Here is a 13,225-nt window from a genome sequence, read left to right on the forward strand (position 1 = left end):
GAATGGGCGCGGCGTCTCGCCTGATCATGATGTTTCTCGCAGGGGCTGCGGTAGTCACCATGTTTTACGCGTACCGACACCTGATGAACCAGATGGTGCAGAACCGGCGGGATGACTTCACCGAAGCCGAGATCGCGGCCGGCGCGCATTGCAAGGATCGGTTCTACGACCACGGCAGCGCGCTGCGCAGCGCGCTTGAGGATCGCATGGGCAACAACCTCGACGACCGCGTTGTCCTCACCCTGCGCGACGTTGAACTGGGGCCTCTCCAGACCGACGGAACGCGGCGTCTGGTCGCGCTCTACCACATCAACCGACTTGGCGAAAAGGTTGGCCCGGTAAAGAAGGCGACCGGCACCCTCGTCAACGCCGACTGCGCCGTCACCATCAGCGTCTTCCAGAACTGAGACAGGATCGAAAGGCACCCCCGCTTGACCCTTGCGACGCGTCTTGAAAGCCTAGGCCAATCCCGCGCTGTCGGGATCGGCAGCCTGCTGCGTCAAGCTTGCGGTTCGTGCGGTCCGAACCGAGGGCCGATCCCATGACCCTCCCCACCTGGTCGCACTGCATTCCTACCCTGAACCGGATCGACATCCTGGAGCAGGCGGTGCGGCTTTCGGTGACGCAGACCTGGCCGCCGCTGGAAATCATCATCATCGATGCCAGCGACGAAGCAGACCAGCACCGCGACCGGATCAAGGACATCATCACCACCTACGAGGGCCCGCAGCCTGACCTGATCTACCTGCACAGCCCGGTCCGCTCGCTGACCCGGCAGCGCAACATGGCCATCGAACGGGCGCGGGGCGAGATCCTGTTTCTCTTCGACGACGACACCCTGATGTTCCCGACCTGCGCCGAAGAGATCGCCAAGACCTTCGCCGCCGACCCCTCCGGCCAGATTGCCGCCGCCATGGCGCTCAACCGCCCCGACTATCCCGGGCAGGCCGAGGTTGCTGATGACCAGCGCAAGGTCACCGGTCTTCGCGCGGTGCAACGGACCAGGCTCCGCGACCTGCCGGTCGTCGCCTGGATCTGGGACAACCTCTTCATGATGAGCGCGCGCAGCCACTTCATCCCCTATGACCGGCCCAAGCGGATGGCGCCCCCCGACATGGTGCGGATCGGGCCGCTGCATCTTCTGCAGGTGCCGATTTTGTCCGGCTTCGCCATGGCCGTCCGCGCCACGGTCGCCCGCAAGGAACGCTTTGACGACAGCCTCCTGTCCTATTCTCCGGCCGAGGACCTGGACGCGAGCTATCGCTTTACCCGCCACGGGATGAACGTCCTGGTCGAAACCGCCCATATCCATCATTTCGAGGCCGCCGTGGCCCGGATCCGGCGCCGCCAGGCGATCACGCTGGGCCTGATGAACCTTGCGGCCTTTGTCGCAAAGCACAGCCGCACCCGGCGGGCCGACATCTTCGCCTACTACCGCCGCTACGTCCGCCGCCTGCTGGCCGAGTTCCTGAAGGACGGCCTGTCGCGCCGCTTCACCTTCCCGCAGTTCCAGGGCGCGTTAGCCGCATTTTTACCAACCGTCGCCATCTTCCGGCAGGACCTGGTCGGGTTTCACGACTGGTACTGCAGCCAGCAGATGCGCGTCCTCGGCTGGTCGACACTTCCGCCAAACCCGGCACCCTCGCCGACCGCTTCCTCCTCCTCTCAAGACAACAAGGGATAAGGCAATGACCGATCAGTCCCCCACCGCCGCCTTCGCCGCCTCAAGCTTCCTGGACGGCGCCAATGCGGATTACGTCGACCAGTTGGCCGCCCGCCATGCCGCCGACCCGAACTCGGTCGATCCGCAGTGGGCCGAATTCTTCCGCGCCCTCGGCGACAGTGAGCTTGACGCCAAGCGCGCTGCTTCCGGCCCCTCCTGGGCCCGCACCGACTGGCCGCCGCAGCCCGCCGACGACCTGACCGCCGCGCTGACCGGCGAATGGGCCGCCCCGCCGCCGACGCGCGAGGCCAAGGCCGCCGGCGACAAGATCGCCGCCAAGGCGGCCGAGGCCGGCGTCGCGCTTTCGAACGAACAGATCCAGCGCGCCGTCCTCGATTCCATCCGCGCGCTGATGATCATCCGCGCCTACCGGATCCGCGGCCACCTTGCCGCCGACCTTGATCCGCTGGGCATGGCCGAGAAAGGCTCGCACCCCGAGCTTGACCCCGCCTCCTATGGCTTCACCGAGGCCGATCTTGACCGCCCGATCTTCATCGACAACGTGCTGGGCCTGACCCACGCCTCGATGCGCCAGATCATCGACATCCTGAAGCGCACCTATTGCGGGACCTTCGCGCTGCAGTACATGCACATCTCCGACCCGGAACAGGCCTCCTGGCTCAAGGAGCGGATCGAAGGCTACGGCAAGGAAATCGCCTTCACGCGCGAAGGCCGCAAGGCCATCCTGAACAAGCTGGTCGAGGCCGAGGGCTACGAAAAATTCCTTCACGTCAAGTACATGGGCACCAAGCGCTTCGGCCTTGACGGCGGCGAAGCCCTGATCCCCGCGATGGAGCAGATCATCAAGCGCGGCGGCGCGCTGGGGGTGAAAGAGGTCATCATCGGCATGCCGCACCGCGGCCGGTTGAACATCCTCGCCAACGTGATGCAAAAGCCCTACCGGGCGATCTTCCACGAATTCCAGGGCGGCTCCTACAAGCCCGAGGACGTGGATGGCTCGGGCGACGTGAAGTACCACCTCGGCGCCTCGTCGGACCGTGAGTTCGACGGCAACAAGGTCCACCTCTCGCTGACCGCCAACCCCTCGCACCTCGAAGCCGTGAACCCGGTGGTTCTCGGCAAGGTCCGCGCCAAGCAGGACCAGATGAACGACGCGGCGGAACGCATCGCGGTGCTGCCGATCCTCCTCCACGGTGACGCGGCCTTTGCCGGCCAGGGCGTCGTGGCGGAGTGCCTGCAGCTTTCCGGCATCAAGGGCCACCGCACCGGCGGCTGCATCCACATCATCGTCAACAACCAGATCGGCTTCACCACCGCCCCGGCCTTCAGCCGTACCTCGCCCTACCCGACCGACATCGCGCTGATGGTCGAGGCGCCGATCTTCCACGTCAACGGCGACGACCCCGAGGCCGTCGTTCACGCCGCCAAAGTCGCCACCGAATTCCGCCAGAAGTTCCACAAGGACGTGGTCATCGACATCTTCTGCTACCGCCGCTTCGGTCACAACGAAGGCGACGAGCCGATGTTCACCAACCCGGCGATGTACAACCGCATCCGCAAGCAGAAGACCACGCTGCAGCTCTATACCGACCGCCTCGTCGCCGACGGCCTGATCCCCGAAGGCGAGATCGAGCAGATGAAGGCCGCCTTCCAGGCCCGCCTGAATGAGGAGTTCGAGGCCGGCAAGGCCTTCCTCCCCAACAAGGCCGACTGGCTCGATGGCCGCTGGAAGAACCTGCAGACCAAGGATCTGAACAACTACCAGCGCGGCGAAACCTGGATCAAGGCCGAGACCCTGGCCGAGGTCGGGGCGGCCCTGACCCGCGTGCCGGAAGGGTTCGATATTCACAAAACGGTGGCCCGCCAGCTGGACGCCAAGCGGGAAATGTTTGCAAAAGGTCAAGGCTTCGACTGGGCCACGGCGGAGGCGCTGGCCTTTGGCTCGCTGCAGGTCGAAGGCTTCAACGTCCGCCTCGCCGGTCAGGACTGCACCCGCGGCACCTTCTCGCAGCGCCACTCCGGCTGGATCGACCAGACGACCGAGGAACGCCACTACCCCCTGAACCACATCCGCCCCGGCCAGGCGCGGTATGAGGTCATCGACTCGATGCTCTCGGAGTATGCCGTCCTCGGCTTCGAATACGGCTACTCGCTGGCCGAGCCCAACGCGCTGACCCTCTGGGAAGCCCAGTTCGGCGACTTCGCCAACGGCGCGCAGATCATGTTCGACCAGTTCATCAACTCGGGCGAGTCGAAGTGGCTCAGGATGTCCGGCCTCGTCGTCCTTCTCCCCCACGGCTTCGAAGGGCAAGGCCCGGAACACTCCTCCGCCCGCCTCGAACGCTTCCTGCAACTCAGCGCGGAAGACAACTGGATCGTCGCCAACTGCACGACGCCCGCCAACTACTTCCACATCCTCCGCCGCCAGCTGCACCGGACCTACCGGAAACCGCTGATCCTGATGACGCCGAAGTCGCTGTTGCGCCACCCGATGGCGATCAGCCGCGCGGAAGACTTCACCGACGGCTCCACCTTCCACCGCGTCCTCTGGGACGACGCGCAGAAGGGCAACTCCACGCTCAAGCTCAAGGCCGACGACAAGATCAAGCGCGTCGTCCTCTGTTCCGGCAAGGTCTACTACGACCTCCTCGCCGAACGTGACGCGCAGGGCCTCGACGACGTCTACCTCCTCCGCGTGGAACAGCTTTACCCCCTGCCCACCATTTCGCTCACCCAGGAGCTCAGCCGATTCCCGAAGGCCGAATTCATCTGGTGCCAGGAGGAGCCGAAGAACCAGGGCGCCTGGATGTTCGTCGAGCCGGACATGGAGGCGATCCTGACCAAGATCCGCGGCAAGACCACCCGGATGTCCTACACCGGCCGCAAGGCCAGCGCGTCGCCCGCCACGGGCCTCGCCTCCCGCCACAAGCATGAACAGCAAACCCTCGTCGCCCAGGCCCTAGGCCTGTCCGCCTGAAGACCGGAGAAGAAAAATGACTGACGTGATGGTACCCGCCCTTGGCGAATCCGTGTCCGAGGCGACCGTATCGACCTGGTTCAAGAAACCCGGCGACGCGGTGAAGCAGGACGAAATGCTCTGCGAGCTTGAGACCGACAAGGTCTCGGTCGAGGTCCCCTCGCCGGTCTCGGGCGTGTTGGCCGAAATACTCGCGCCTGAGGGCACCACGGTCGCCGCCAACGCCCGCCTCGCCATCGTGACCGAAGGTGCCGCCGCCGCTGCACCCGCCGCGAAGGCCGAAGCCCCAGCGGCCCCGGCAGCCACCCCGGCCCCCGCCAAGGCGGTCGAGGATGCGCCAGCCGCCAAGAAAGCGATGGCTGAGGCAAACCTCACCCCCGACCAGGTCCAGGGCACCGGCCGCGATGGCCGCATCATGAAGGAAGACGTGGCCCGCACTGTCGCGGGCGCCCCCGGTGCCGCCGCCGCTGCTGCCGCCCCCGCGCCAGCCCCGGCCGCCCTGCCCCGCGCTCCGATCCCGGCCGAAGACGCCGCGCGCGAGGAACGCGTCAAGATGACCCGCCTCCGCGCCACCATCGCCCGGCGGCTCAAGGACGCGCAAAACACCGCCGCTATGCTGACGACCTACAACGAGGTCGACATGTCCGGCATCATGTCCTTGCGCAACGAATACAAGGACGCGTTCGAGAAGAAGCACGGCGTCAAGCTCGGTTTCATGTCCTTCTTCGTGAAAGCCTGCGTCCACGCCCTGAAGGAAGTCCCCGAGGTCAACGCCGAGATCGACGGCGGCGACATCGTCTACAAGAACTACGTCCACATGGGCGTCGCCGTCGGCACCCCCTCGGGCCTCGTCGTCCCCGTGGTCCGCGACGCCGACCAGATGGGCTTCGCCGCCATCGAGAAGAAAATCGCCGAACTGGGCCTCCGCGCCCGCGACGGCAAGCTGTCGATGGCCGAAATGCAGGGCGGCTCCTTCACCATCTCGAACGGCGGCGTCTACGGCAGCCTGATGTCCTCCCCCATCCTCAACCCCCCGCAGTCCGGCATCCTCGGCATGCACAAGATCCAGGACCGCCCCGTGGTGGTGAACGGCCAGATCGTCATCCGCCCGATGATGTACCTCGCCCTCAGCTACGACCACCGGATCGTGGACGGGAAAGGGGCGGTGACGTTCCTTGTGCGGGTGAAAGAGGCGCTGGAGGACCCGCGTCGGCTGCTGATGGATTTGTGATGGTGAAACCCGACGTCATTCAAGGACGCGCCATTCGCTCGGCGCTCCTCGTCTGACCAAAAGTGAGGGACGTTGAATGCGGAAGCTTGCACTGCTTGGGATCGAACTTCTTGCGCTTTTCCTCATGCTAGGCGTCGGAGGGTTTCTGTTCTTGTACTTCAATGGCGATGAAAGGGTCTTGTACAATTGGTCCGACGTCGCCGTTGGATCACTAGCTTTGATCCTGCTGCTTATTGGTCGTGTTGGTGTCCGGCGCGCCAATACACTTGGAAGCATCTTGGCCATGTTGATATGCGCTGCATATGTTGCCCACTTCGTTCTGTTGTTCTTGGAACAGGGCAGTTTTGAGAGGGCGATCATTTGGATAGCCGCAGCAGGTTCGGCAGTGGGCCTTTTCGCGACTCTTGGCAGCATCGTATTGAAAACACCACCCGTAAGCGCCAAACGGTCGTGAAGTCCGTAGGGTGCGCTACAGCGCACCATCCGACGGTGCGCTGTAGCGCACCCTACGCCAACGCAACCCGCCCCCCCAAACCCCACATGCCCCACCCCACCCCCACCGCCGCACCCAAAGCGCCTCCCCTCCCCCTCCGTGGGGAAGGGATGGGGGTGGGGGGCCACCCGAGCCGCCTGCGTAGGGTGCGCATTCATGGCGCACCGTGGCTCGCACCCCTCCTCCTCCTCCTCTCCACCCCCTTGTCAGCCCAGATCATCCCCACCGGCTCCCCCGCCGCCGATATCCTCCTGTCGCAAGCCATCACCGAACACCGCGTCTACCTCACCTGCTCCGCCCTCGACCCCGCCCTCCACGCCCGGATCACCGAGGCCTGGCAGCGCGACGTCACCGCCGCCGCCGCCATCCTCAAGACCAACAACGTCCCGCCCGAAGCCATCGCCGCCTTCACCGCCGCCGCCCGGCCCGAGAATCTCATGCCCGGCCCCGACACCCCCTGGGCCGAGGTCCAGGGCCTCTGCGCCAGCCATCCCGACTGGCAGGCGACGTACTTTCAGCTGAACCTCACCCTGCTGGACCTCAGGCTGCCGGGGGCCTTCGAATGACCCCCAACGCGCCGCACCCCACGCTACTGCTCTTGACACCGGCCCCGGCCTTCCTTCCGGTATCCCGAATACTCACGACCCGGAGCCACTGATGTTCATCCCTGCCAAGGGCGTCGACTACCGCGTTTTCCTCGATGCGCTGCACAGCCAGCTGCGGTTTGACTGGTACCTCGAGATCGGCTCGCAGACCGGCCGGTCGCTGGCGACCTCGCGCAGCCCCTCGATCGCCATCGACCCGCTGTTCCGCTTCAAGTACGACGTCGCCGGCAACAAGCCGCACCTGCATCTCTACCAGACGACCAGCGACGATTTCTTTGCCGCCGGACACCTCAAGACGCTGAATGCCAAGCCCGGCTTCAGCTTTCTCGACGGGATGCACCTGTTCGAATACCTCCTGCGCGACTTCATCAACACCGAGGCCGCAGGCACCCGCCAATCGGTCATCGCGCTGCATGACTGCTGCCCCTTCGGCCACGGCATGACCACGCGCGACATCGACAACATCCCCAGCGGGCCCTGGACCGGGGACGTCTGGAAGCTGATCCCGATCCTGCAGGAATACCGCCCCGACCTGAAGATTGATGTGCTCTATTGCGCGCCGACCGGGCTTGTCATGGTCTCGAACCTCAACCCGAAAAGCCAGGTGCTGACCAAGGCCTATGATGAGATCCTCGCCCGCTACACCGACCTGACGCTGCTCGATTACGGAGTGGAGAAGTTCTACAACAGCTTCGAGTATGTCGACGCGGTCAGTTACGCCAACGAGGGGTTCCAGACCCTCCGCCCCGTCGCGACCGAGTTCATCCCGCCCGAGAAACCGTTGACCGGCCCGCCGCTGCCGATCCCGGTCGAACCGGTGAACATCCAGAAGATCTCGGTCCACAACGTCGACCTTTACGCCGGCCACCGCGTGCTGCGTGACTTCTGCCACGACCTGGCCCGCTGCATCACCGCGCCCCTGTCCCAGCCCGTCGACGTCTATGTCGGCGTCCATCTCGTCGACCGCCCGTTCAGCACCGGCAACTTCCGGGTCGGGATACAGACAGAGCAGTACCTCGACCGCAACGGCCAGCCGATGTGGCGCATCCCCAAGGAACGCTTCCGCACCCGCCATGCGACCTTCTACGACGTGCTCCTCGATTTCAGCGCCGACAATGCCCCCGCCTACGACTTCCTGCCCGAAGCGCTGCGCCGGAACCTGGTCTTCGGCCCGCATGTCTTCCCGGATGCGCCGGTGGCCCCCGATTTCCAGCCCACCCCGCCGGTCTTCTTCGGCTCGATGAACGAGCGTCGTCGCAGCCGCCTGGCCGAGCTGCAGACACAACAAGAGATCGAAGTCGCCCCCCATGGCACCTTCGGCCCCCCGCTGGACGCGCTGATCGCAAAGCAGGGCGCCGTCCTGAACCTGCACTTCCGCGACGGCGAATACTCCGAGTACCCGCGCTTCCTGAAGGCCTACCTGCGCGGCAAGCCGCTCATGTCCGAACCGCTCGCCCCGCCACTGCAGCCGGACTTGCACTATTTCAACCTTGATGCCCGGCCAACGGCCAAGAAGACTGAAAAGATCTTCAAGAATCTTGCATTCTTTGCCGCAGAGCACAGCTTTCAGGGCTTCCTGCAAGCCGCGATCGACCGCGCGCAAGGGCGGAAGGCAGGCTGACTGATGGCCTCCGTCGCGCCCGCCCCTGACCCAATGCGCCCGGTGGCGCTGGTCAGCTGCATGCGCAATGAAGGCATCCACCTCCTGGAATGGCTGGCCTACCACCGGGTCATCGGCTTCGGCCTGGTGGTCGTCTGCACCAACGACTGCGACGACGGCTCGGACACTCTCCTCGATCTCCTGCAAGCCCAGGGCGAGGTCACCCACCTGCCCAATCCCCTGCCCCCCGGCACCCCGCCGCAGGCCGCCGGCATCCCGCGCGCCATGGCCCACCTGGCGCAGACCAGGGCCGAATGGCTCGCCCATCTCGACAGCGACGAGTTCCTCAACATCGCCCCCGGGGCCGACCCCGTCCAGTCCATCATCACCAGGGCCGAAGACGCCCACACCATCGCGCTTCCCTGGCGGATGTTCGGCGACAGCGGCCACCGCGACTGGCCGGGCGAGACGCTGCAAGCCTTCACCGCCTGCGAAGCCGCGCCTCACCCCGACACCGTCAAGTTCAAGTCGCTCTTCCGCTTCCGCGCCTTCGCCACGGCTTCGGACCACATGCCCACGCAGCCCTTGATCGACGCCCCCCTCGCCGTGAACGCAGACGGGGAACCCCTCTCCTCCGCCGCCCTCCACGGCAAGCCCCGCTCGCGCTACCAGCCCATCGAGACCGCGCTCCGCGGCGGCGCGCATGTCAACCACTACGCCACCCGCTCGCCAGACGTGTTCCTCCTGAAGAACGACCGCGGCCGCGGCATGGGCCCGCCGTCGGACAAATACCATCTCGGGTCCAAATGGCACCGCATCGCCAACCGGAACGAGGCGCAAGACCGCTCCATCCTCACCCGCTGGCCCGAGGTCGCAGCCGAGCTCGCCCGCCTCCGCGCTCTCCCCGGCATCATGGAAGCCGAGGCCCGCTGCCGCGCCTGGTTCACCGCCACGAAAGCCGCCCGCCTCACCCCAGAAAACCTGACCCGCTGGACGAAAAAGGCCGCCGCATGACCCCCGAACTGACCGCGCTCGCTCTCGCAGGCCTCCTTCAGGCCCTTCAGTTCACCGTCTTCGCCATTCCGGCAAACAAGGAACTTGGCGTGGGCTACACCTCCAGTCCACGCGACCGCCCGCCCTCGCGTGAAATGTCCACCCTAACGGGCCGCCTGCAGCGCGCATTGAACAACCATTTCGAAGGCCTGATCCTCTTCACCCTCGCCGTAGTGGTCGTCACCCTCGGCAATCAGTCCACCCAAGTCACCCAAACCGCCGCCTGGGTCTACCTTGCGGCCCGCATCCTCTACATCCCCGCCTACGCCTTCGGCTGGCGCCCTTGGCGCTCGGCCATCTGGGGCGTAGGCTTTTTTGCAACCCTGACGATGATCGTGGCCGCCCTGATCTGACCCTTTCATCTGTCGACAAATATCCTGCGGGGGTCCGGGGGTGCAAAACCCCCGGTTCCGCCGCGAACCACAAGGAACCGACCAAATGGCAGAATTCGACACCATCATCATCGGCGCCGGCCCCGGCGGTTACGTCGCCGCGATCCGCGCAGCCCAACTGGGGCAAAAGGTCGCCTGCGTCGAAGGACGCGAGACCCTGGGCGGCACCTGCCTCAATGTCGGCTGCATCCCTTCGAAGGCAATGCTCCACGCCACCCACATGCTGCACGAAACGCATGAGAACTTCGAAAAGATGGGCCTGATGGGCGCTTCCCCGAAGGTCGACTGGGCCAAGATGCAGGCCTACAAGGATGACGTTGTTTCCGGCAACACCAAGGGGATCGAGTTCCTGTTCAAGAAGAACAAGGTCACCTGGCTGAAGGGCTGGGCCACGATCCCCGCGCCCGGCCAGGTCAAGGTCGGCGATGAAACGCACAGCGCGAAGAACATCGTCATCGCCACCGGATCCGAGGCCTCCAGCCTCCCCGGCGTCACCATCGATGAGGAAACCATAGTCACCTCGACCGGCGCGCTGACCCTTGCCAAGCCGCCGAAAACCATGGTCGTGATCGGCGCGGGCGTCATCGGGCTGGAAATGGGCTCGGTCTACGCCCGCCTCGGCACCGAAGTGACCGTGGTCGAATATCTCGAAGCCATCACCCCCGGCATGGACGCCGAGGTCGCCAAGACCTTCCAGCGCATCCTCACGAAGCAGGGCCTGAAGTTCGTCCTCGGCGCTGCGGTCCAGTCCGTGACCAAGGGCAAAAAGGGCGCGACTGTCACCTACAAGCTGAAGAAGAACGACACCGAGGCGAGCCTCGACGCCGACATCGTCCTCGTCGCAACGGGCCGCAAACCCTACACCGCCGGTCTCGGCCTCGAAGCGCTCGGCGTCGAAATGGGCCCCCGCGGCACGATCAAGACCGACGCCCACTGGCAGACCAATATCCCCGGCCTCTACGCCATCGGCGACGCCATCGCCGGGCCGATGCTCGCCCACAAGGCGGAAGACGAAGGCATGGCCGTGGCCGAGGTCCTGTCGGGCAAGCACGGCCACGTCAACTACGGCGTCATCCCCGGCGTGATCTACACCACGCCCGAAGTCGCGAACGTGGGCCTCACCGAGGAGGCGCTCAAGGCCGAAGGCCGCGCCTACAAGGTCGGCAAGTTCCCCTTCATGGGCAACGCGCGGGCCAAGGCCGTCTTCCAGGCCGAGGGCTTCGTCAAGCTCATCGCCGACGCCACGACCGACCGCATCCTCGGCTGCCACATCATCGGCCCGGCTGCAGGCGACCTGATCCACGAGGTCTGCGTGGCGATGGAATTCGGCGCCAGCGCGCAGGACCTCGCGCTCACCTGCCACGCCCATCCGACCTGGTCCGAAGCCGTCCGCGAAGCAGCACTCGCCTGCGGCGACGGCGCGATTCATGCCTGACCGCTCCTCGTTCGCCTTCGGCTCCTCCTCGCTCCCGACAGCGAGGAGGAACGAAGTCCCCGACGAGCGGCCTACCGCCTGAGCCGCGCCAGCGTCAGCCCCACCGCCCGTAACTCCCGGCTCGCCGGCCGCAGGCGCGACAGCCCCGCCGCCAGCCACCCGACCGGGGCCATCCACCAGACCAACCGCCGCACCGCCGCCATCGCCCCCTCGGGCGCCGACAGCGCATAGGCCCCCAATGCCGCCTCCAGCCAGCGCGGCTCCTCCGGCCACAGCGTGAAGGCCGTCTGCGCGAACATCACCACATCCGCCGCCTGCCAGACGCCCCCGCGCCCAGACCGCCGGAACCGCTCCAGGTCGATGAACCGCGCCTCCTGCCCGTCCCAGCACACATCCCGCACCGCCGGCCGCCCATGCGCCATCCCGGCCCAGTGGAGCCGCCCGAGCGCCCGCCCTGCCTCGGCAAAGGCCTGCAGCTTCTCGGCCTCGGTCAGTGCAGGATCGGCCACGACCACCGGCAGGATCGGCCCCGCATCGGGCATCAGCACCCAGTCCGGTCCCTCGGCCGCCACGCCTGCCACCGGCAAGCCCGCCGCCGCCAATGCGCGCAAGCCCTCCCGCTCCGCCGCAAAAGCCCGCGCCGGGTCCCCTTTTTGCAGACGCATGAGCCCCGCAAGCCGCTCCACCCGCTTCAACCAGAACCGCCGCCCATCGGCCAGCACCACGGGCCGCACGCGAACCGGAGGCTCGGCCAGCGCGCTTCGGAGGCTCTTGTCCAGATCAGGGTCAGGCACCCGGGGCTCCTTCGCGTTCCTGCCGCCCCTGTAACGCCTGGGTGACGGATTTGCAAAACCCCACCCGCCCGTCACGCCTGACTGCGCAACAGCATCCCGACCCCGATGACTATAACCGCCATCCCCACCATCTGCCGCCCCGTCACCCGCTGCCCGAACACCACCCGCGACACGCCCGCCGCCAGGATCACCTCGACCAGCGCCAGCGTCCGCACATTCGCCGCCGAGGTCAGCGAAAACCCGATGAACCAGAACTGTGAGGCGAAGGCCCCCAGAAACCCCGCCCCAAGCGAGGCACGCCAGACCCGAAACGACGCCCACAACGCCTCCCGGTCGCGCAACAGCAGCCACACCGCCAGCATCGCGCTCTGCAGCACCAGGCTCACGACCAGCACCGTGCTCGCCCGGATCAGGAACCCGCCTTCCTCCAGCCCCAGGATGCCGCCGCGAAAGCCGATCGCCGACAGTCCGAACAGGAACCCTGCCAGAAGCCCCGTGGCCACCGCCCCTGGTCCGCCCAGCATCCCGGCCCCTGGCTTCACCGACAGGATCACCACCCCCGCCGTCGCAACCAGGATCGCCAACAGCTTCGCCAGCGTCAGCGGATCGCCGATCACCACCGTGGCGACCAAGGCCACGATCACCGGCTCGGTCTTGATCCAGGCTGTCGTCACCGCAAAGGACTGCCGCGACATCGTCACCAGCATCAGCGCCGTCGCCCCGATCTGAGCCACCGCACCCAGCGCCGTCCAACCCAGACTTCCCAGGGTCAGCGCAGGCACTGCCTCGCCTGTCACCAGCACGGCAATCCCCAGGAACACCACCGCAAACGGCAGCCCGAACAGGAATCGCACCTGCGTCGCACCCAAAGTGCCGATCTCGCGCGTCAGCCGCGCCTGTGCCGCATTCCGCGCCGTCTGCGCCACCGCCGCGATCAGCGTGGCGATGACCCAGCCCATGC

Annotated in this window: 11 protein-coding genes and 1 pseudogene; 10 read left to right on the forward strand and 2 right to left on the reverse strand. The window is 66.2% G+C overall.

Annotation, left to right across the window (positions count from 1 at the left end; translation table 11 throughout):
- The first annotated feature begins 2 nt into the window (after nt 1-2).
- From AC2EAL_RS08130 to lpdA, 10 genes and pseudogenes are all read left to right on the forward strand, one after another.
- Entirely contained in the window at nt 3-407 is a 405-nt protein-coding gene (locus tag AC2EAL_RS08130) for a hypothetical protein (protein WP_484723692.1), read from the forward strand.
- Between the two features lie 134 nt (nt 408-541).
- Entirely contained in the window at nt 542-1,684 is a 1,143-nt protein-coding gene (locus AC2EAL_RS08135; RefSeq protein ID WP_484723693.1) for a glycosyltransferase, read from the forward strand.
- A 4-nt stretch (nt 1,685-1,688) separates the two neighbouring features.
- Nucleotides 1,689-4,661 carry a 2-oxoglutarate dehydrogenase E1 component gene (locus tag AC2EAL_RS08140; RefSeq protein WP_484723694.1) on the forward strand — a complete coding sequence of 991 codons (2,973 nt, stop codon included), beginning with the start codon at nt 1,689-1,691 and terminating at the stop codon, nt 4,659-4,661.
- 13 nt (nt 4,662-4,674) lie between these two features.
- Nucleotides 4,675-5,892, forward strand: a pseudogene (gene odhB, locus AC2EAL_RS08145) (2-oxoglutarate dehydrogenase complex dihydrolipoyllysine-residue succinyltransferase); the annotation flags it as partial.
- Between the two features lie 76 nt (nt 5,893-5,968).
- Nucleotides 5,969-6,346, forward strand: a complete 378-nt coding sequence (locus AC2EAL_RS08150) for a hypothetical protein (RefSeq protein WP_484723695.1) — start codon at nt 5,969-5,971, stop codon at nt 6,344-6,346.
- A gap of 155 nt (nt 6,347-6,501) precedes the next feature.
- Entirely contained in the window at nt 6,502-6,951 is a 450-nt protein-coding gene (locus tag AC2EAL_RS08155; protein ID WP_484723696.1) for a hypothetical protein, read from the forward strand.
- Between the two features lie 91 nt (nt 6,952-7,042).
- Nucleotides 7,043-8,611 carry a hypothetical protein gene (locus AC2EAL_RS08160; protein ID WP_484723697.1) on the forward strand — a complete coding sequence of 523 codons (1,569 nt, stop codon included), beginning with the start codon at nt 7,043-7,045 and terminating at the stop codon, nt 8,609-8,611.
- Between the two features lie 3 nt (nt 8,612-8,614).
- A complete protein-coding gene (locus AC2EAL_RS08165; RefSeq protein ID WP_484723698.1) occupies nt 8,615-9,604 on the forward strand; it encodes a glycosyltransferase family 2 protein in 990 nt (329 codons plus the stop codon).
- Nucleotides 9,601-9,996, forward strand: a complete 396-nt coding sequence (locus AC2EAL_RS08170) for an MAPEG family protein (RefSeq protein ID WP_484723699.1) — start codon at nt 9,601-9,603, stop codon at nt 9,994-9,996. Before AC2EAL_RS08165 ends, AC2EAL_RS08170 begins: the two co-directional genes overlap by 4 nt.
- A gap of 85 nt (nt 9,997-10,081) precedes the next feature.
- Entirely contained in the window at nt 10,082-11,470 is a 1,389-nt protein-coding gene (gene lpdA, locus AC2EAL_RS08175) for a dihydrolipoyl dehydrogenase (protein ID WP_484723700.1), read from the forward strand.
- A gap of 71 nt (nt 11,471-11,541) precedes the next feature.
- Here the strand turns inward: lpdA and AC2EAL_RS08180 are convergent, their stop codons facing one another.
- Entirely contained in the window at nt 11,542-12,264 is a 723-nt protein-coding gene (locus AC2EAL_RS08180) for a BUD32 family EKC/KEOPS complex subunit (protein WP_484723701.1), read from the reverse strand.
- 71 nt (nt 12,265-12,335) lie between these two features.
- Complete coding sequence (locus AC2EAL_RS08185; RefSeq protein ID WP_484723702.1) at nt 12,336-13,223, reverse strand: DMT family transporter; 888 nt, start codon at nt 13,221-13,223, stop codon at nt 12,336-12,338.
- Nucleotides 13,224-13,225: the final 2 nt, after the last annotated feature.

It is taken from the genome of Tabrizicola sp. T74 (assembly GCF_057219935.1).